The 19141-nt window shown below is 65.9% G+C and carries 15 protein-coding genes; 7 read left to right on the forward strand and 8 right to left on the reverse strand.

The genetic code is table 11. The annotated features are described in order from the left end of the window. Nucleotides 1–34: 34 nt before the first annotated feature. The 5 genes from CFB40_RS22755 to CFB40_RS22775 all read right to left on the reverse strand — a co-directional run bounded on the left by CFB40_RS22755 (nucleotide 35) and on the right by CFB40_RS22775 (nucleotide 5911). Nucleotides 35–2326: a xanthine dehydrogenase family protein molybdopterin-binding subunit gene (locus CFB40_RS22755; RefSeq protein WP_089432443.1), complete on the reverse strand. Its 2292-nt coding sequence runs from the start codon at nucleotides 2324–2326 to the stop codon at nucleotides 35–37. A 219-nt stretch (nucleotides 2327–2545) separates the two neighbouring features. Beyond that, nucleotides 2546–3199 (reverse strand): isochorismatase family protein, encoded by a 654-nt coding sequence (locus CFB40_RS22760; RefSeq protein WP_089427863.1) that lies wholly within the window; start codon nucleotides 3197–3199, stop codon nucleotides 2546–2548. A gap of 19 nt (nucleotides 3200–3218) precedes the next feature. Further along, nucleotides 3219–4259, reverse strand: a complete 1041-nt coding sequence (locus CFB40_RS22765) for a 2,5-dihydroxypyridine 5,6-dioxygenase (protein ID WP_089432444.1) — start codon at nucleotides 4257–4259, stop codon at nucleotides 3219–3221. A 41-nt stretch (nucleotides 4260–4300) separates the two neighbouring features. Further along, nucleotides 4301–5131, reverse strand: coding sequence for an alpha/beta fold hydrolase (locus CFB40_RS22770; RefSeq protein WP_089432445.1), 831 nt, complete (start codon nucleotides 5129–5131; stop codon nucleotides 4301–4303). Between the two features lie 27 nt (nucleotides 5132–5158). After that, on the reverse strand, nucleotides 5159–5911 hold the full coding sequence (locus tag CFB40_RS22775; protein ID WP_060212471.1) for a maleate cis-trans isomerase family protein: 753 nt from the start codon (nucleotides 5909–5911) through the stop codon (nucleotides 5159–5161). Between the two features lie 298 nt (nucleotides 5912–6209). Here CFB40_RS22775 and CFB40_RS22780 point away from each other — a divergent pair, with 298 nt between their 5' ends. The 4 genes from CFB40_RS22780 to CFB40_RS22795 all read left to right on the forward strand — a co-directional run bounded on the left by CFB40_RS22780 (nucleotide 6210) and on the right by CFB40_RS22795 (nucleotide 10996). Further along, on the forward strand, nucleotides 6210–7367 hold the full coding sequence (locus CFB40_RS22780) for an FAD-dependent monooxygenase (protein WP_089432446.1): 1158 nt from the start codon (nucleotides 6210–6212) through the stop codon (nucleotides 7365–7367). A gap of 151 nt (nucleotides 7368–7518) precedes the next feature. Further along, nucleotides 7519–8022 (forward strand): (2Fe-2S)-binding protein, encoded by a 504-nt coding sequence (locus CFB40_RS22785; protein WP_089427859.1) that lies wholly within the window; start codon nucleotides 7519–7521, stop codon nucleotides 8020–8022. Next, entirely contained in the window at nucleotides 8012–10432 is a 2421-nt protein-coding gene (locus CFB40_RS22790; RefSeq protein ID WP_089432447.1) for a c-type cytochrome, read from the forward strand. The genes CFB40_RS22785 and CFB40_RS22790 overlap by 11 nt, the downstream gene beginning before the upstream one ends. Nucleotides 10433–10663: 231 nt before the next feature. Further along, a complete protein-coding gene (locus CFB40_RS22795; protein WP_089427857.1) occupies nucleotides 10664–10996 on the forward strand; it encodes a hypothetical protein in 333 nt (110 codons plus the stop codon). Between the two features lie 122 nt (nucleotides 10997–11118). Here CFB40_RS22795 and mmsB read toward each other — a convergent pair whose 3' ends face one another. From mmsB to CFB40_RS22810, 3 genes are all read right to left on the reverse strand, one after another. After that, entirely contained in the window at nucleotides 11119–12009 is an 891-nt protein-coding gene (mmsB, locus tag CFB40_RS22800; RefSeq protein WP_089432448.1) for a 3-hydroxyisobutyrate dehydrogenase, read from the reverse strand. A gap of 16 nt (nucleotides 12010–12025) precedes the next feature. Continuing rightward, the gene (locus tag CFB40_RS22805) at nucleotides 12026–13552 is read right to left on the reverse strand and encodes a CoA-acylating methylmalonate-semialdehyde dehydrogenase (RefSeq protein ID WP_089432449.1); all 1527 of its coding nucleotides are present in this window, start codon (nucleotides 13550–13552) and stop codon (nucleotides 12026–12028) included. A gap of 110 nt (nucleotides 13553–13662) precedes the next feature. After that, on the reverse strand, nucleotides 13663–14982 hold the full coding sequence (locus CFB40_RS22810; protein ID WP_089427854.1) for an MFS transporter: 1320 nt from the start codon (nucleotides 14980–14982) through the stop codon (nucleotides 13663–13665). A gap of 157 nt (nucleotides 14983–15139) precedes the next feature. Between CFB40_RS22810 and CFB40_RS22815 the strand changes: the two genes are divergently transcribed. From CFB40_RS22815 to CFB40_RS38150, 3 genes are all read left to right on the forward strand, one after another. Next, nucleotides 15140–16117, forward strand: a complete 978-nt coding sequence (locus tag CFB40_RS22815; RefSeq protein WP_089432450.1) for a LysR family transcriptional regulator — start codon at nucleotides 15140–15142, stop codon at nucleotides 16115–16117. A gap of 174 nt (nucleotides 16118–16291) precedes the next feature. After that, the gene (locus CFB40_RS22820) at nucleotides 16292–17797 is read left to right on the forward strand and encodes a restriction endonuclease (RefSeq protein WP_089432451.1); all 1506 of its coding nucleotides are present in this window, start codon (nucleotides 16292–16294) and stop codon (nucleotides 17795–17797) included. A gap of 36 nt (nucleotides 17798–17833) precedes the next feature. Beyond that, complete coding sequence (locus tag CFB40_RS38150) at nucleotides 17834–19030, forward strand: hypothetical protein (RefSeq protein ID WP_143329875.1); 1197 nt, start codon at nucleotides 17834–17836, stop codon at nucleotides 19028–19030. Nucleotides 19031–19141: the final 111 nt, after the last annotated feature.

The following is a 19141-nucleotide window of genomic DNA, read 5'->3' on the forward strand; positions in this document are numbered from 1 at the left end:
GGCGGGCTCGATTCAGTGATGAAGTCTGCAGCCTCTAAGCCGTGCCGGTGGTTGCCACTTGCGCGCCAGCCGCGTCGGCCGTCATCAACCGCCCCGCGTCGCGTAACGCGGCCCGGACCGTCTCCGGCGTAAACGGCGGCGCGTAGAACCGCACGCCGGTCGCATCGAACAACGCGTTTGCGACGGCGGCCGGGCCCGGCACCGACGCCGATTCTCCCGCGCCGAGCGGCGGCTCGCCTTGCCTCGGCATCAGCACCACATCGACGTCGGGCACTTCCGCGAAGGTCAGGATCGGATAGCTCGCCCATTCGCGCGACGCGACCTTGCCGTCGGCGAAGCGCACGCGCTCCTTCAGCGTGCGGCTCAATACCTGGATCACGTTGCCGTGGATCTGGTGGCGCACGCCGTCGGGGTTGATCATCGTGCCCGTGTCCTGGCCGACCGTGACGCGTTCGATGCGGATCTCGCCCGACACGCGATCGACGCTCAGGTCGACGACCCATGCCGACCACGCCGCGCCGAAGCCGGGGAAGCGGCTGTGCACGTAGCGCGCGTAGGCGATCCCGCGGCCGCGCACCAGCCGCGACGGCTCGGGTTCATCATGCGGCGTGCGCCGCACGCGTGGCGTCCAGCCCGCGCGATCGGCCACGGCCTGCAGCAGTTCGGTCGCGCGCGTGTCCTGCAGGTGGCGCAGCCGGAACGCAAGCGGGTCGACGCCGGTCAGCGCCGCGCATTCGTCGGCGAACGCATCATGCGCGAACGAGTTCGGCAATGCCGACACGCCGCGCAGCCACGACGCACGCACGAGCGGGGCAAGATCCTCGCAGACGAAGCGGCGATGCGGGCTCGCGTACGGCGACACGGCCGTGCGGTCGCCCATCTCGAACACGCGCGGCGCGGGCGCGATCGTGCCGGTCAGCAGCGCCGCGAGCAGCGGCGCGTCGTTCGACGGATAGCGCGTCGTGAAGTCGTAGCCGAGCAGGCGGCCATCGCGCGTGACGGTGCCGGTCACCTGCATCAGCTGGCCCGCGCCTTTCGGTTCCCACAGATGTTCGTCCGCGCGCGACAGTTGCACACGCACAGGGCGGCCGACCGTGCGCGACAGCAGCAGCGCGTCGCCGCACACGTCGTCCGCGCCGTTGCGGCCGTAGCAGCCGGCCGCTTCCATCCGCACCACGTCGAAATCGGCTTCGTCGCGCGCGACGAGTGTCGCGAGGTCGTAACGTAGCGAAACGGGATTCTGCGTGCCGGACCACACGGTGATTCGGCCGTTGCCCGGCTCGCGATAGTCGGCGAGCGCGCAGGACGGGCCGATCGAGCCGTGCATCTGGAACGGCCATGCGTAGGTGCGCGACAGCGTGATCGTGTCGGGCTGCGCTCGCGCCGCGTCGACGTCGCCTTCGTCGAGCAGCACGCGGCGTTTGGCCGGCGCGGCGGCGATCGCGGCAGACGGTTCGTCGAGCGGCGGCAGCGCGGGGAGCGGACGCCATGTCACGCGCAACTGGCGCGCCGCGCGGATCGCGTGTTCTTCACGCTCGGCCACCACGCCGACGAAATCGCCGATCGCGACGACGGCCACGAGCCCCGGCACGTCGGCCACCGATGCGCGATCGACGTCGATCAGCGCCCCCCCGACGAACGAACCGCTGTCATGCCCCGCATAGGGCGGCCGCACGACGCGGCCGTGCAGCATGCCCGGCACGCGCATGTCGTGCACGAACGTGAGCTGGCCGGTTGCCTTCGCGGGCAGGTCGACGCGCGGCGACGACTTGCCGACGATCCGGTACAGGGCGGGATCTTTCGTGCGGGTGTTCAGGTCCAGCGTCAGCGCGATCCGGTGCGCGGCGACGAGCGCGGCGAACGTGGCCGTTTGCCCGTTCGCCGAGATCGTCGCGTCGTCGATCCGCAGTTGCGCCGCGTCGACATTGAACCGTTCGGCGGCAAGCGCCAGCAACGCATCGCGCGCCTGCGCGGCCGCACAGCGCAGCGGCGTCGCGGAAATCTGGATCGTCGCGCTCGCGATGGTCGGGCCCTGGTTCGGTGTCGCGGCCGTGTCGCCGAGCACCATCGTCACGCGCGCGGCCGGCACATCGAGCTCCTCGGCGACGATCTGCGCGAGCGACGTGCGGATGCCGGTGCCGAGATCGACGTGGCCGTTGAACGCGAGGATGCGGCCGTCGTCGAGGATCGCGACGAATACTTCCGGCAGCGCCGGCACGTAGGACGACAGGCTGCCCGGCTGGCCGGGTGCCGGCTTGACGGGCGGCGCGGGCGGCCGGATCACGGTGAGGCAGCCGTTGCGCGCGAGCAGTTCGGAGCGGTTCACGGATGAAGGATCCTGTCGAGGGAGAGACGGCGCGCGGCCGGATGCAGCGTACGCGGCGCGAGGCGGCCGGCGGTCCGGGCGTCCTGTTCGCGGTGTGCGTCGAGAGCCATGACGGTGACCGTCGCGAGTGCGCGCGCCCCCAATCTAGGTCGCCAAAAGCGCAGCGTCAATCGCGCGGGCGGGCGTCGGCTGTTCAAGCCGCCGGCCTGCCGTGACGATTCAGCGTGCGCGTGCCTGCACCGCATCGATCGCCGCGATCGCATCGTCGAGCGGCATCACCGCCGCGTATTTCTGCTGCATGTCGAACAGGTTCGCGTCGTGCGGCGCGATCGCGCGATCGCCGACACAGTCGGCCAGCACGAGCGGGCGGAACCCGTGCGACATCGCGTCGACGACGCTTGCGCGCACGCAGCCGCTCGTCACGGCGCCCGCGACGAGCAGCGTCTGCACCGCGCGCTGCGCGAGCCACGGCGCCAGTTGCGTGCCGAAGAATGCCGACGGCACCGTCTTGCGCACGACGAGCTCGCCGGGCGCGGGCGTGAGCTCCGGCACGATCGCGCTGTTCGGGTGGTGCTCGGTCAGCGTCGCCATGCCGGGCACCTTCAGCGAGAACACGTTGTCGTCGCTGCCGTCGTCCGCGTACACGATGCGGCTGTGCGCGACCGGCCAGCCGCGTTCGCGCGCGAGCGCGAGCGCACGCGTCGTGCGCGCGATCGCCGGCGCGATGTTGCCGCCGCCGAACGTCGCGGGATCGGCGAAGCCGACCACGAAGTCGACGATCAGCAGGCCGATGTTGCCGTGCGGCGGTAGCGGCGTGCCGAAGCCCTGCTGGCGATAGACGTTCGCTTCGGCGTGACGGGAAAGATCGTTCATGGTGTCGGGGGCTCGTCGGTCAGGCGGGTTGGTCGGTCACGCGGCCGTCGCGCACGACGGTCGCGCCGTCGAGTTCTACGGTGCAGCGGCGCAGCGGGATGTCGATATGGCAGGTGGTCGTGCGGTTGCCGCCGCCTTCGTTGTTCGGACCGAGCGAGAACAGGAAGTTGCCCTCGAACGCACGCGCGTCCATGCCGATCGTCGCCTCGCGGTCGTACAGCCCGAGCGTCGACCAGCGCGCACGCGGCTGCAGCCCCCAGCCGATATGCGAGATCGCATAGCCTTCGGGGTCGGCGAAGGTCTCCATGTAGTCGCGCAGCAGGTCGGCGTCGACGCCGCCTTCGATGCGCGTCGCATAGCCGCCTTCGACGGTCAGCGCGATCGGTTCGCGCACGTAGTGCTTCTGCGGCAGCAGGATGTCGCCGCGGTCGATCACGATCGTGCCGCGCGCGGTGCGGTCGTTCGGGTAGGTCAGCGCGAAGCCGCTCGGCCAGTGGTCCCAGCGGCCCGGCGCGTCGACGAAGCCATATTCGGCCGTCGGCGGGAACTCGCCGAGCGGGCACACGAGCGCGGTGCCGGCCGCCGACGTCACGCGCATCTCGTGGGCGGCGGCGATCCGTTTCGCCGCGGCGAGCACGCGCGTGCGGTCGGCCAGCGTCGGCACCATCCGCACGAGCACTTCGGGCGGCTCGACCGCGAGCAGGATTTTCGTGCCGGATTTGAGGATCTCGTGCTGCTCGTGCGAGAACAGCAGCGTCATCAGGTCGAGCACGAGGTCGCTCTCGCGCAGCGCGGCGATCGCGGCCTTGTTGCCGGTCAGCGGCGTCGTGCCGAGATAGGCGAGCGGGTCGCGGCTGAACGCCTTGTCGCCGTTCACCGGCGGCAGGTCGAGGCGGTTGACGATCGCGCCCATCGTTTGCGTCGCGATCAGCGCGCACGACAGCGTCTGCGGATGGGTGGCCGCGCTCGTCAGGATCGTGACGGTCTGGCCCGGTTCGAGGCGCGACAGCGTGAGCACCTGCTTCCACGCGTCGATCAGTTGGGAATCGCTGACTGGCATCGTCGGCTCCGGTAAAGGCGTGAGGGGAAGTGAGGTCAGGGTCAGGCCGCGAGCGGCGCGCCGAGGAAGTCGCCGAACGCCGCGTAGAAGCCCGCTGCGTTGTCCCACGGAATCATGTGGCCGGCGTCGGGCACGTGCACGTGCCGCATCGACGGCGTCGCGCGCTGCAGTTCGGCGACATCGTCGTCGCGCACCACGTCGCCGCGCTCGGCCGTGATCAGCAGCGACGGCACGGCCAGTTGCGCGGCGTCCGCGTGGAAATCGTCGGTATGAAAGCCTTCGTACGACGCGCGCACCGCGCGCTCGTCGCAGGTATGCAGCCATTCGGCGCGCAACTGCAGCTCGGCGTCGGTCCAGGTCGGGCAGAACGCGCGCATGCCTTCGGCGTCGGTGCCGGCGCGCGCGAGCGCCATCGAGTCGATGTACCACGGCAGCTTGCCCGGATAGTCGCGGCGGTTCGGGCCCGACACGGGCGGATCGACGAGCACGACCGATTCGAGCCCGTGGATGCCGCGCCGCGCGGCGCGCGCGGCGATCCGCGCGCCCATCGAATGGCCGACGAGGCTGGTGCGCGGCAGGCCGAGCGCGGCGACGAGCGCCGCGACGTCGTCGGCCTGTGCGTCGAGGCTGTAGTCGAGCGACGGCGACGCGTCGGACAGCCCGCGGCCGCGCACGTCGAGCACGTAGGTATCGAACGCCGCGCCGAATACTTCGCCGACGAAACCCCACGTGATCGCGGGGCTCGTGATGCCGGGAATCAGCACGATCGCCGGTCGCGAAGCGCGCGCGCCGGTCGCGCCGCCGTAGCGCAGGTAGTGCTGGCGGATGCCGTTCGCGCGGATGTTCGCGCCATACAGGAAAGTCGAGGGCATGAAGGGACTCCGTCGAAAGGGGCGCGCTCAGTACGCGCCGGACAGCAGCGCGCCGGCGCCGGGCACGATCGGCTCGAGGTCGAGCTCGCGCAGCATCGCGTAGGTCGTCGCGATCGCGGCCGTGATCACGGGCTTGCCCGTCATCGCCTCGACCTTCGCGACGGCCGGCAGCGACGGCATCTGCACGCACGCGGACAGCACGATCGCATCGGCGTCCTGGTACGGCAGCGTCTTCACGATGTCGGGCAGGCGCGCCGGGTCGTGGCGGCCGACGTCGAGGTTGTCGGGGATCTCCAGCGCGCGGTACGCAAGCACGTCAAAGCCTTCGTTGCGGATGTAGTCGACCACGAGTTCGGTCAGCGGCAGCATGTACGGCGCGACGACGACGATCCGCTTCGCGCCGATCACCTTCAGCGCGTCGACGAGCGCGCCCGCGCTCGTCAGCACCGGCGCCTGCGCGCCGTTGTCCGCCGTGTGCTTCGTCAGGCGCGCCTGCGACACGCGGTGATAGCCGTGCCCCATCGCCATGATCGCGACCAGGCACGCGTAGCCGAGCACGTCGACGCGCGCGTCGCTCAGTTCCACCGCGCAGCGGTCGGATTCGGCGTCCATCGCTGCGAGTTCTTCCTTGACGACCTTCTTCATCCGCATCCGGCTCGAGTGATACGTGAAGCGCTCGGGGCGGATCGCTTCGCGCAGCCGCAGCATCGCGGGAATCTCGGTTTCCATTGTCGTGTTGGAACTCGGCACGATCTGGCCGATGCGGTAGGTCTTGCTCATGACGGAAGGCTCCGTGTCGGTAAGGGTGGGGCGACACGCGGGTGCGGGATCGCCGGATGTCGAGCAAAGTCTAGTGTGTACATTTGAAAATGGCAATGGATCAAAATGACGTCGATCTTGCGTGTATTGCTTTGTGGTGCGGATATTCATGGAGTTATTGGTGTTTTCCCGAATGCCGTTGTCGTTGAAGACAATCCGCTTGTCCTGAATAAATTGAGTGTGTACGCTACATAAACGCCATTCAATCCGCCCGTTCTCGCGCCGCGTTCGGCCACGGGCCCACGATCAGGAGATCCGCATGAGCACACCCCGTATCGCAATCATCGGCGCCGGTCTCGGCGGCACAGCCGCCGCGGCGCTGCTGCAGCGCGGCGGCTACGACGTCGCGCTGTACGAGCAGGCGCCGGCGTTCTCGCGCCTCGGCGCGGGCATCCACCTCGGCCCGAACGTGATGAAGATCATGCGGCGCATCGGCTGCGAGGACGCGCTGGAGACGATGGGTTCGCATCCGGATTACTGGTACAGCCGCGACTGGCAGACGGCCGACGTGCTCGCGCAGATCCCGCTCGGCGACTACGCGCGCAAGGCCTACGGCGCGCGCTACCTGACCGTGCATCGCGGCGATTTCCATGCGTTGATGACGCAGGCGGTGACGCCCGGCACGATCCGCTTCGGCAAGCGGCTCGCGGCGGTGGAGGACACCGGCGACGCGGTGCGCCTGACGTTCACCGACGGCAGCGTCGAGACGGCCGACATCGTGATCGGCGCGGACGGCGTGAATTCGCGGATCCGCGAGCACCTGCTCGGCGCGGAACCGCCGCGCTATACGGGCTACGTCGCGCACCGCGCGGTGTTCCCGGCGTCGCTGCTCGGCAACAAGCCGTACGACATGTGCGTGAAGTGGTGGTCGGAGGATCGCCACATGATGGTCTACTACGTGACCGAGAAGCGTGACGAGTATTACTACGTGACCGGCGTGCCGCAGGCCGAATGGCCCGAAGGCGTGTCGATGGTCGACAGCAGCCGTGACGAAATGCGCGAGGCGTTCGCGGGTTTCCACGCCGACATCCAGCACCTGATCGACGTGTCGCCGTCGATCACCAAGTGGCCGCTGCTCGAGCGCGATCCGCTGCCGTTGTGGAGCCGCGGCCGCCTCGTGCTGCTCGGCGACGCGTGCCATCCGATGAAACCGCACATGGCGCAGGGCGCCGCGATGGCGATCGAGGATGCCGCGATGCTCGCGCGCTGCCTCGATGAAGTCGGCGTCGGCGACTACGCGGGTGCGTTCGCGCTGTACGAGGCGAATCGCGCGGCGCGTGCGTCGAAGGTGCAGCTCGTGTCGCACAACAACACGTGGCTGCGCACGAACGAGGATCCGTCGTGGGTGTTCGGCTACGACGTGTTCGACGTGCCGCTCGTTTCGCCGTCGCGCAACAGCGTCGCGGCCGTGGCCTGACGCGTACGCGATGCCCGCACCGGCCTGTGCTGCGCCGTCGGCGTCGCGCGCGACGATGCGCCGGACCGTGTGTTTTTCGGCGTGTTATATGTCAGGCGCGCGCCGGCGGCAGTGCCCGCTGCCGGTTGCCCGCCGCATTCCGGATCCCTTCATGTCCCATCCCGCTTCTCCGTCGCGGCCGCTGGCGTTTCGCGTGAACGGCACGCCGCACACCTTCGTCGAGGCCGCGCCCGACGCGCCGCTGCTGCTGGTCCTGCGCAACGACTGCGCGCTCAACGGCCCGAAGTACGGTTGCGGGCTCGGGCAGTGCGGCGCATGCACGGTGCTGGTCGACGGGCAGGCCACGCGTTCGTGCGTCGTGCCGGCCGCCGCCGCGAGCGGGCGCGACGTCACGACGCTGGAAGGGCTCGGGTCGCACGACGCGCCGCATCCGATCCAGCGCGCGTTCATCGACGAGCAGGCCGCGCAGTGCGGCTATTGCCTGAACGGGATGATCATGAGCACGAAGGCGCTGCTCGACCGCCATCCCGCGCCGGACGATGCGGCGATCCGCGATGCGTTGCGCTTCAATCTTTGCCGCTGCGGCACGCACCTGGAAATCATCCGGGCCGTGCATCGCGCGGCACGCTACCTGCGAGGCGGCGATGAAGCCTGACGCGGGTTTGCCCGTCGAGTCGGCGTGCGTGACGGGCCCCGAGCCGCACGATGAAGTGGGCGCCGATACCTTGCGCGCACACCACGCGCGCTACACCTGGCCGATCGGCGATACACACGCAGACGCGCAGGTATCGCTCGACGTCGAAACGCGGACCGCGGCCGACGGGCGCATGACGACCTGGCGCTATCGCGCGCAGGCGGCCCCGGACGATCGTCACGCGCCGCATGGTGCGCAGACCGAACGCGCGGATACTGGCCCGACCGAGCCGTTCGTCTACCGGCACACGCAGACGTCGATCGAACTCGCCGATGCCGGTCATACGATTCCCGGGCACGCCCACGTGTTCGCGCGCGAATCCTTCGTCGACGAACTCGCGGGCGCGTTGCGGCGCGACCCGGTCGCGTTGCGCCTGCAGCATCTCGATGCGGCGCGGGACGCCGGGCCGCGCGAGATCATCCGGATGGTCAGCGAGCGTGCGGCATGGGGCGCACCGGCCGCGGTCGCCCCGGATGCTCATGCGCGCCTGAGCGGGCGCGGCTTCGCTTTCGATGGCGCCGCAGCGCCTTCCGGCAACCCACCGGCGGCCATCGACGCGACGGGCGACGGCGATGCGCGCTGGTCCGCATGGGTCGTGGATCTCGAGGTCGACCGTGCGACGGGCGACGTCGCGGTGCGGCGCGTCGTGGCCGGGCAGGGTGCCGGCGCACCGGGCGACGCGTCGATGGCCGGCTTGCCCGCATGGCAGATCGAGGCGGCGATTTCGCGCGTGATGGGCGCGCGCCTGTCCGCGCGGCCCGCGCACGACGAAACCGGCATGGGTGCGCAGCCGGATGCGATCGCTCATGAACTGATTGCGTTCGGCGACACGGACACGGCCGATCGCGCGCACGGCGAGCTGTCCGTGCACGACGCGCGCCGGATCGAGCAGGCGGCGGCGCCCGCGGCGGCGGCGATCGCGAACGCACTGTACGACGCGACGGGCGTGCGGTTTCGCGCACCGCCGTTCGACGCCGAGCGCATTCGCGCGGCGCTTGCGCGACCGGTGCCGGCCGATTCCGCGGAAGCGGGGCGCCGCGACCCGCGTCGCGCATCGCGCTGGCGCCGCTGGCTGGCCGGCGGCGGCGTGGGCGGGGTGGTCGGCGGGCTGATCGGCCTGGCCTGCGCGATCCTGCCGGGCCCCACGTCGATCGCACCCGTTGCGCCCGGCGGCGCGGACGGCGCGATGTGGAGCGCGGCGACGCTCGAGCGCGGCCGCCTGGTCGCGCTCGCCGGCGATTGCGCGGTGTGCCACACGGCGCCCGGCGGCGCGACCAACGCGGGCGGCCTTGCACTCGATACGCCGTTCGGCACGATCTACACGACGAACCTCACGCCCGATCCGGACACCGGCATCGGCACGTGGTCGTATCCGGCGTTCGCGCGCGCGATGCGCGAAGGCATCTCGCGCGACGGCACGCACCTGTACCCGGCGTTCCCGTACACGGCGTTCGCGAAGCTGAGCGAGCCTGATTTGCTCGCGCTCTATGCGTACCTGATGTCGCAACCGCCGGTGAAACACGTGCCGCCGAAGACGAAGCTGCCGTTCCCGCTCGACCAGCGGCGCCTCGTCGCCGGCTGGAACTGGCTGTTTCACGATGCGCGGCCGTTCGCGCCGGACCCGGCACGCTCCGCGACGTGGAATCGCGGCAAGTATCTGGTCGACGGCGCCGGGCACTGCGGCGCGTGTCATACGCCGCGCAACGCGCTGGGTGCGGAGAAGGGTGGTGTTGCGTACCTGTCGGGCGGCGAGGCCGAGGGTTGGGTCGCGCCGCCGCTCGTCGCGTCGCCGGCTTCGCCGGTGCCGTGGACCGAAGGTGCGCTGTTCGACTACCTGCGCACGGGCTTCTCCGCGCAGCATGGCGTCGCGGCCGGGCCGATGGCGCCCGTCGTCGCAGGGCTCGCGGCGCTGCCGGAGGCCGACGTCCAGGCGATCGCGCACTATCTCGCATCGCTGTCGCCGCCCGTCGACGCAGCGGCCGCCGCCGACGCGGCCGCCCGGCAGGCGCGCGGCGCGGAAGCCGTCGCGACGCTCGGCCTCGAGAACGGTCGCCGGGCGTTCGACGCCGCGTGTGCGGTGTGTCATGCGGAATCGGGCGGCGTCGGGCATTTCGGCGTACGCCCGCTGATGGGGCTCAACACGAGCGTCAGCCAGGCCGCGCCGGACAACCTGCTGCGCGTGCTGCATCACGGGATCGACCAGCCGGCCACCGGCGAACTCGGCTACATGCCGGGCTTCGGCGATGCATTCGACGACCGGCAGATGGCCGAGCTGGCCGCGTATATCCGCGCGCGCTACGCGCCGGGGCAGCCGGCGTGGCGGAACCTGGCGGAGGCGTCGGCACGAATCCGGCAGGAAGTTGCACACTGATCGGCCGCCAGGCAACGGGCAACGGGGCTGCGGCAGGCGGGCGACCGGGCAAAACTACCCGCTGACGCGATCTGGCCCGGAACGGGGGCGGAAATATTGCCCCATTTTCATCATCGTTTAACCATTCGAAACAATGTGTTCACTGAAAGGGGCATGATCTCCGGCGATCGAGCAGGCATACTGTCGCCTATGTTGCTCAATGCGCGTCGAACGGCGCGCGCCTGCCCCCCCATGTCCATTCCAGTATCCTTTCGAACCTTGCGATGGTTGACCGTCGCGGCTGCCGTATGCTTGCTCGCCGCGTGTTCGACCGCTTCCGACGTGACCGCGACGTCGAACCCGAACGTCTATACCGTGACGACGCGCACGGTCGGCGTGTCGACGACGTGGGCCGATGCCCATACGAAGGCCGTCGACGAAGCCACCAACTATTGCACGCAGCGCGGCATGCGCGCGAGCATGAAGCAGGAATCGCTGACCAGCGGCAGCCGTGTCGGCGCGCGCTCCGAACTTGCGTTCGAGTGCCATCCGACCTTCGAGACGGCGTCGAACCCGCGCGGTTGAGCGACCGGCGGCGTTGACGCCGAGTCCGTGCCGCACGTTTTCCTTCCCCCGCATGCAAAACGACCCGCGATGCCGTTCAGGCACATCGCGGGTCGACGCACGTCCGGTGCGGGCGGCGGCGGTTACGCCGGCTGCGCTTCGTACAGCTTCACGCACGCGGAGAAGTCGAGCGTGCCGAGCCCCTGCTGGCTCATCGACTGATAGAGCTGCTGCGCGAGCGCGCCCATCCACACCGGCTGGTGGGCGCTGCGCGCCGCTTCGGTCGCGAGCCCGAGATCCTTCAGCATCAGGTTCGCCGCGAACCCTCCCGCGTAGCCGCGCGCGGCCGGCGCGGTGTCGCTCACGCCCGGATACGGGTTGTACGCGTCCGAGCTCCAGCAGCGGCCGGTCGACGTATTGATGATGCCGGCCAGCACGGCCGGATCGATCCCGAGCGCCGCGCCGAGCGCCATCGCTTCCGACACGCCCATCATCGAGATCCCGAGCAGCAGGTTGTTGCAGATCTTCGCGATCTGCCCGGTGCCCGTGCCGCCGCACTGCACGACGTTCCTGCCCATGTCGAGCAGCACGGGGCGGATGCGCTCGAACAGCGCGGCGTCCGCGCCGACCATGAAGGTCAGCGTGCCGGCCAGCGCGCCGCCCGTGCCGCCCGACACGGGCGCGTCGGCGAGCGGGAAGCCGCGCTGCGCGGCGGCCTCGGCCACCGCGCGCACGGTGCCCGGATCGATCGTGCTGCAGTCGATCAGCGCAGCGTCGGCGCGTGCGCCGGCCAGCACGCCGTCGTCGCCGAGGTAGACCGCACGCACGTGCTGCGCGGCCGGCAGCATCGTGATCACGATGGCGCCGCGCGCGGCCGCTTCGCGCGGCGAGCCGGCGGCCGTCGCGCCGGCGCGCACCGCGACGTCGACCGCGTGCGCGTCGAGGTCGAACACCGTCAGCGCGTGGCCGGCTTTCAGCAGGTTGGCGGCCATCGGGCCGCCCATGTTGCCGAGTCCGATGAATGCAATTTCCATGTGCAGGCTCCCGGGGTCAGCGCAGCGCGATCGTCGTGTTCACGCCGCCGGCCGTCGCGTCGTCGTCGAACCAGCGCGCGGTGACCGTCTTCGTCTGCGTATAGAACTGCACGACCTGCTTGCCGTACGGGCCGAGATCGCCGAGCTTCGAGCCGCGCGAGCCGGTGAAGCTGAAGTAGGGCACCGGCACCGGGATCGGGATGTTGATGCCGACCTGGCCGATGTCGATCTCGTTCTGGAACTTGCGTGCGGCCGCGCCGCTCTGCGTGAACAGGCCCACGCCGTTGCCCATCGGGTTGCGGTTGACGAGCGCGATCGCTTCATCGAGCGTGTCGGCTTCGAGCACGACCACCACCGGCCCGAAGATTTCTTCCGTGTAGATCGACATGTCGGTCGTCACGCCCGAGAAGATCGTCGGGCCGACGAAGTTGCCCTGCTCGTAGCCGGGCACCTTCACGTTGCGGCCGTCGAGTTCGAGTTTCGCGCCGGCCTTCACGCCTTCGTCGATCAGCGACAGGATGCGTTCCTTCGCGGCCTTCGACACGACCGGCCCGACGTCCGTGCCGGCTTCCGCGCCCGCATTGATCTTCAGCGCCTTCGCCTTCTCGACGAGTTCGGGCAGCCAGTCGCGCGCCTTGCCGACCAGCACGACGACCGACGTCGCCATGCAGCGCTGGCCGGCCGCGCCGAAGCCCGCGCCGACGAGCGCGTTGATCGACTGCTCGCGGTGCGCATCGGGCAGCACGACCGCGTGGTTCTTCGCGCCCATCATCGACTGCACGCGCTTGCCGTGCTGGCTGCCGAGGTTGTACACGTGCGTGCCGACGCGCGTCGAGCCGACGAACGAGATCGCCTTGATGTCCGGATGCGTGCAGAGGCGGTCGACCACCGTCTTGCCGCCGTGCACGACGTTCAGCACACCTTGCGGCACGCCGGCCTCGATCGCGAGTTCGACGAGCTGCATCGTCGACAGCGGGTCCTGCTCCGACGGCTTCAGCACGAACGTGTTGCCGCACACGATCGCCATCGGGAACATCCACAGCGGGATCATGCCGGGGAAGTTGAACGGCGTGATGCCCGCGCACACGCCGATCGGCTGGCGCAGCGTGTAGGTGTCGACGCCGCCCGCGACGTTCTCCGCGAATTCGCCCTGCTGCAGCGTGCCGATCGAGCACGCGTGCTCGACCACTTCGAGGCCGCGGAAGATGTCGCCCTGCGCGTCGGGCAGCGTCTTGCCTTGCTCGGCCGTCAGCGTGTGCGCGATCCGTTCGAGATTGCGGCGCACGAGATCCTGGAACTTCAGCATGATGCGCAGCCGCGCGCCGATCGGCGTCGTCTTCCAGGTCTGGAACGCGCGCTGCGCGGACGCGATCGCGGCATCGACCTCGTCGAGCGTCGCAAACGGCACGCGGCCGATCACGTCCTGCGTCGCCGGGTTGACGATGTCGCCCCATTCGGCGCTTTGCGATTCGACGAATGCGCCGTCGATCAGCAGCTTGGCGGTGGGCAGGGCGAGGGTGGTCTGGGGAACTGCGGCGTTCATGGATGTCTCCGTAAAGCGGTGTGACGATGAAAGGGTGTCTGCTTGCGCCGCGCGTGGATGCGCGGCGCAAGCAGGCTGAACTGAAATCGATCGAATGCCGGCCGGCGTGCTCACGCGCGTGCCGGTCGCATCAACGCCGTACACATGAGCGCGAACACGCCGAAGCCGACGAGGTACGCGATCACGTAATGCGGCTGGCCGCCGCCGGCCTTGAGCAGCGACGTCGCGATCATCGGCGCGAAGCCGCCGCCGATCACGCCGGCGAGCTGCACCGACAGCGAGATGCCGCTGTAGCGGATTTCCGCGGGGAACTGCTGCGCGAACAGCAGCGATTCCGGCGCATAGAGGATCGGGAACACGACGCCGAGGCCGAGCACGATCGCCCACCACGCGTACGACACCTGCTGCGTGCCGAGCATCATGAAGAACGGCGCGGCGAACGCGCACATCAGCACGAGGCCGATCGCGAACATCCGGCGCTGGCCGATGCGGTCGCTCAGGTGGCCGCACAGCGGCATCGTGACGAGCGACAGCGCCGCGCCGGCCGTGATCGCGTGCAGCATCTCGGCCTTCGGCAGCTGCAGTTGCTGCGTCGCGTAGGCGAGCGCGAACGTGACGACCATGTAGAACCAGGTGTTCTCGGCGGCGCGCGCGCCGACGATCGTCAGCACCTCGCGCGGATGGCGGCGCAGCGCGGCCGTCACCGGCGACTTCTCGGCCTTGCCCTGGCGCTGCATCTTCTCGAAGTCGGGCGACTCGGGCACCTTCGCGCGGATGAACCAGCCGAGGCCGACGAGCGCGATGCTCGCGAGGAACGGCACGCGCCAGCCCCACGACAGCATGTCGGCTTCCGGCAGCGCGGCCACCGCGGCCATCGCGACCGACGACAGGATCAGGCCGAGCCCGACGCCCGTCTGCGGCAGGCTGCCGAACAGCCCCTTGCGGCCCTTCGGCGCGTGTTCGACGGCCATCAGCACCGCGCCGCCCCATTCGCCGCCGACGGCCATCCCCTGCAGGAAGCGCATCGCGATCAGCAGCGCGGCGGCCCAGTAGCCGATGCGGTCGTACGACGGGATCAGCCCGATGATCATGCTCGGCACGCCCATCAGCAGCAGCGTGATCATCAGCATCGACTTGCGGCCGATGCGGTCGCCGAAGTGGCCGAACACGATGCCGCCCATCGGCCGGCCGATGAAGCCGACCGCGAACGTGCCGAACGCGGCCAGCGTGCCGACGACCGGGTCCAGCGACGGGAAGAAGATGCGGTTGAAGACGAGGGCGGCGGCGGTGCCGTAGAGGAAGAAGTCGTACCACTCGATCGTGGTGCCGGCCATGCTGGCCCAGCCGGCCAGCAGGTAGTGCTTCGCGGTGCGCGCGGGCGCCGGCGCCGCGACTGTCGCATGCTCATCGAGGGTGGATCGGGTCTGCATGGTGTCTCCGTGGTGGTGCCGCGGCTCGTGGTCCGCAGGTCACGGTCGAGTATAGTTATGCGCAGATTCATCATGTACCGATAAAGAAGCCGGTTGGATGTGCATTTATGCATATCGACGGCCGGCCCGGAGACTCCAGCCCCTTTTTTTCCCGCCGATGCGACACGCCACCGAGCCGGTTTCCGGCAACCTGAACTGGGACGACCTGCGCTTTTTCCTCGAAGTCGCGCGCACGCAGCGCGCAAGCGGCGCCGCGAAGCGGCTGGGCGTCGACTACACGACCGTCGCGCGGCGCATCCGCGCGCTCGAGGCCGCGATGGGCACGCTGCTGTTCGACAAGTCGCGCTCCGGCGGCTTCACGCTGACGGCCGAAGGGCAGCGGCTCGTCGCGTATGCGGACGCGATGGAGACGACCGTGCAGTCCGCGTGCGACCAGGTCGCGAACACGGGCGAGGCGCTGTCGGGCCATGTGCGGATCGGGTCGACGGAAGGGTTCGGCTGCTTTTTTCTCGCGCCGCAGCTCGCGCAGTTTCGCGCCGAGCATCCGCACGTGACGGTCGACCTGCTGCCGGTGCCGCATTTCGTCAACCTGCCCAAGCGCGAGGCCGACCTCGCGATCACGCTCGAGCGGCCCGAGCGCGGGCCTTACGTGGTCACCAAGCTGTGCGACTACCAGTTGCGGCTCTATGCGACGCGCGACTATCTCGCGAACCATGATCCGATCACCTGCACGGACGATCTCGCGCGGCACGCGTTCATCAGCTACGTCGACGATCTCGCGTTCAGCAACGAATTGCTGTACCTGGACCGCGCGGTGCCGGGCGCGACGGCCGGGCTGCGCACGACGAGCGTGATCGCGCAGTATTTCGCGGCGCTGCAGGGCGGCGGGCTCGCGATCCTGCCGTGTTTCATGGCGGCCACGCAGCCGGCGCTGGTGCCGGTGCTGCCGGACGACGTGGTCGTCACGCGGTGCTTCTGGCTGACCTGCCGCGAGGATCTGCGCAAGCTGCGGCGCGTGACCGCGCTGTGGGATTACCTGCGCGCGGCGGCGGACGCGAATCGCGCGCTGCTGTCGGGGGAGTCGGGGAGGCTGAGGTTTGTTGGAGGACTAAACCAACAGATTTCTGTTCGCTGATACATGTAGAGAAGCGATCGTAGGTCTCACGGATATCTAACCGTCAGCCGCGCGTTAAAGAACGTAGAACTCCGATAGCCGTGATGGATCATTCGACATAGGCATATGAATTATTGACAATGCGCTTCAGAGTGTTGCACAGTGTTCGTAGGGATTTTATGAAAATTACAGAATATGGACTTACTTAACGGGGCGAGCGTGAAGGTACGAACAGAGATCGCTGTAGATGAAAAGACTTCCACTACAGAACAAGGACGGCTTCTCGAAGACTTAGGGCGAGAGGTTTTGGAGACGCAGAACCACAGTGTCATCCAAGAAATTCGTTTAACGGGCGCTGAAGTTGATTTGTTGGCTACGCACAAAAACACTGGTGAAAAGGTGTTTGTTGAATGTAAAGCGTATCGGGACAAAACAATTAGCGCCGAAGTGCTTGCTAAATTGCTCGGTAATGTCGATATCCAGGATGTGCAGGCCGGATGGTTGATGACAACTTCCGAGCTCGGGAAGGATGCTAAAGGCATCATTGAGAAGAGGCAATCGCGCCCTCCAGAGGAGCGACGACGTCTTCAGGTGTACACATCTGAACAAATGGCTCAATTGCTTATACAAAGTGGGCGTTGCGTTGATCCTCGAGCGATTAATCTTCCTCAGGAGTATCGGTACTCGGAAGAAGTAACGCTCCTCATTTCAAATGTCGGTAGATTTTGGGCCATTCCGATCGTCCATGCTTCTGCCGGAATTCCGCAGAAAGTTGCCTATTTCCATGCTGAAGATGGGGCTTTGGTGACTGATGGGAAGGTTCTTGATTCGCTTGCGAAGGTAAATTCAACTTTCGAGAGTTTGGAGGTTATTCGAGAACTTACTTCGAAGCGTCTGTCTAAACTCGTTTCAAGCGTTGATGTTATTAAGGATGAGTTTGATAATATAGTTCCGGTCCCGATGGCCGTTGATTGGTCGGACTACAGGCCTGCGCGCCCTGTTGATTTTGTTGGGCGGGAGATGGCACAAAATGATGCGATGAATTTCTTTGATTCCGTTCGTCGAGGAACGGCGTCAAGCCGATTGATTGCTATAAAGTCTCCGTCGGGTTGGGGGAAGAGCTCATTTTTAAATAAGTTGCGTGAAAGGTGTCGTGATAAAAACAAAGGGAGTAGGTTTTATCTTTATCCCGTTGATTGTCGTACTGCGGTATCGGGTCGCTACGCTGAATTGGCGTTAAAAAAATGTTTTGATAGCGCCATCGAGGATGGTTTTTTTGAGTTTGATGAGCCGGTGACTTTTGGTAGTTCTTCTGGTGTTTTTTCTGAGGCGTCAATTCGGCGTGCACTGGAGGTTCTTAAGTCCGAGCAAAAAATAATTATATTGTTTTTTGATCAGTTCGAGGAGGTTACGACTAAAGTTGAGCTCGAGGATTTGTTTGGAAGTGTGCAAAGTCTAAGCTATGCCGTTGATGCGCTGGCGGAGAATGTTGTTCTTGGCTTCTCATGGAAGACCGATGGGACTGTCCCGCAAGATCATCCGGCATACCATACGTGGCATAATTTGGCAGATCGACGGTACGAAATTGAGCTCTCTCCATTCAGTGCGGCCGAGGTTACGAACGCGTTGAATAAATTTTCAAAACAACTGAAAAATCCTATTAATGCGCAGTTGAAAAGGATGCTCTCGGATCATTGTTAGGGCTATCCGTGGCTATTGAAAAAACTGTGCATCCATGTGTTTCAGGTGCTGGTAAAGGGAAATGCGGCTCAGTCCGATATTTTGAATAAAGCTCTAAATGTCGAGGAGCTTTTTAAAAAGGATTTGTCGGGGCTTAATGCAAATGAGCATGCCTGTTTGAGAAGAATTGCTCTCGAGTCACCTGCTGAGTTTTTTCAGATAGAGAATACATTTGATGGCGATACTGTAAAGCGGCTGATCGACAAGCGGTTAATTATAAGAAATGCAACAAAATTAATACTTTATTGGGATATTTTTCGTGATTATGTTTTGACGGAGCGGGTTCCTTTTATTCCAATTAGGTATATTCCGAGAACGCATGTTTCGTCATACAAGCAGGCGCTGCAGGCTCTTCTTGAGAAGAGGAGAATTACTCAATCAACTCTTGAGCGACGACTGAAGATTGGTGCAGGGACGGCTGATAACGTCGCACGCGATTTGGTGATGATTGGAAATGCTGAACGTCTCAGGAAGGAGGGGAAAATTGAGTTGCTTCAAGATGGCGAGGCTGCTGTATGTGGGGCTATTCATCGATTTCTTCTTAATCATGAAGTACTGAGGCGGCTCGTTGTGGTACATGGTCCGGGATTTAAGGTGAGCGAGTCTCAGATTGCGGAAATAATGAAGGACGTATTTCTGGGGTCTGATTTTGCGGAAAAAACATGGCTTACATACACGAAATTATTTGTAAGATGGCTCGAGGCTTTTAAGCTTATAAGTACTAGTGTTGATAATGTTGAGCACACGCCTGATATTCCAATCCCAAAGCGTCTTGCGGAGGTTGTTTCTCAGCCTCGAAGAAGTCGTTCTCGTATTTTTATTGGTGAGGCGCCACCTCAGAGAGTGCTTGATTTTATTTCTCGTTTGCAAAAAGGAGAAACTCCGTCTGCTACCGATCGTAATTCCTTGTATGTTCTGCGTGCTTTGAATTTAATACCGGCGGCGAATGTTCTTTCATTTATTGAGAATCCGCCGCGCCATGGTGTGGAAAAGTGGCTTGCATCGAAGGTCGCTGTTCAACCAACGATTACGGCGGTTTGGCGTGCTCTTGATGAGCGGCCGGAAACGTCGCCTGTTCATCTCGGCGAGTTCGTCGCGGTATTGCGAGGGAGCAAACTATCAGATGCGTCGAAACTGCGTTATGGCACTTCGCTTCAGGTTTGGCTTCGTTGGGCTCAGCAGATTTTGGGCTAAATCTCGGTGTCTTTTCATTTGTGAGCAATAGGGACGTGTCGGTGGCTCTTCAAGTCGATACGTGCCCTTTTGCTGCTGCTGGATCTGCATCTATATACCTTCGTCACGGAT

Origin of the sequence: Burkholderia sp. AU31652, assembly GCF_002223155.1 — a bacterium.
GTDB lineage: Bacteria > Pseudomonadota > Gammaproteobacteria > Burkholderiales > Burkholderiaceae > Burkholderia.

Bases quoted from the DNA above. Each gene is read 5' to 3' on its own strand.
- CFB40_RS22760 (WP_089427863.1), bottom strand. From the start codon at position 3,199: ATGAACGATCTTTCCCGTCACGCCGAAGCGAACGTCTATCGCCAGCAG.
- CFB40_RS22765 (WP_089432444.1), bottom strand. From the start codon at position 4,259: ATGCCAGTCAGCGATTCCCAACTGATCGACGCGTGGAAGCAGGTGCTC.
- CFB40_RS22770 (WP_089432445.1), bottom strand. From the start codon at position 5,131: ATGCCCTCGACTTTCCTGTATGGCGCGAACATCCGCGCGAACGGCATC.
- CFB40_RS22775 (WP_060212471.1), bottom strand. From the start codon at position 5,911: ATGAGCAAGACCTACCGCATCGGCCAGATCGTGCCGAGTTCCAACACG.
- CFB40_RS22780 (WP_089432446.1), top strand. From the start codon at position 6,210: ATGAGCACACCCCGTATCGCAATCATCGGCGCCGGTCTCGGCGGCACA.
- CFB40_RS22785 (WP_089427859.1), top strand. From the start codon at position 7,519: ATGTCCCATCCCGCTTCTCCGTCGCGGCCGCTGGCGTTTCGCGTGAAC.
- CFB40_RS22790 (WP_089432447.1), top strand. From the start codon at position 8,012: ATGAAGCCTGACGCGGGTTTGCCCGTCGAGTCGGCGTGCGTGACGGGC.
- CFB40_RS22795 (WP_089427857.1), top strand. From the start codon at position 10,664: ATGTCCATTCCAGTATCCTTTCGAACCTTGCGATGGTTGACCGTCGCG.
- mmsB (WP_089432448.1), bottom strand. From the start codon at position 12,009: ATGGAAATTGCATTCATCGGACTCGGCAACATGGGCGGCCCGATGGCC.
- CFB40_RS22805 (WP_089432449.1), bottom strand. From the start codon at position 13,552: ATGAACGCCGCAGTTCCCCAGACCACCCTCGCCCTGCCCACCGCCAAG.
- CFB40_RS22810 (WP_089427854.1), bottom strand. From the start codon at position 14,982: ATGCAGACCCGATCCACCCTCGATGAGCATGCGACAGTCGCGGCGCCG.
- CFB40_RS22815 (WP_089432450.1), top strand. From the start codon at position 15,140: ATGCGACACGCCACCGAGCCGGTTTCCGGCAACCTGAACTGGGACGAC.
- CFB40_RS22820 (WP_089432451.1), top strand. From the start codon at position 16,292: ATGGACTTACTTAACGGGGCGAGCGTGAAGGTACGAACAGAGATCGCT.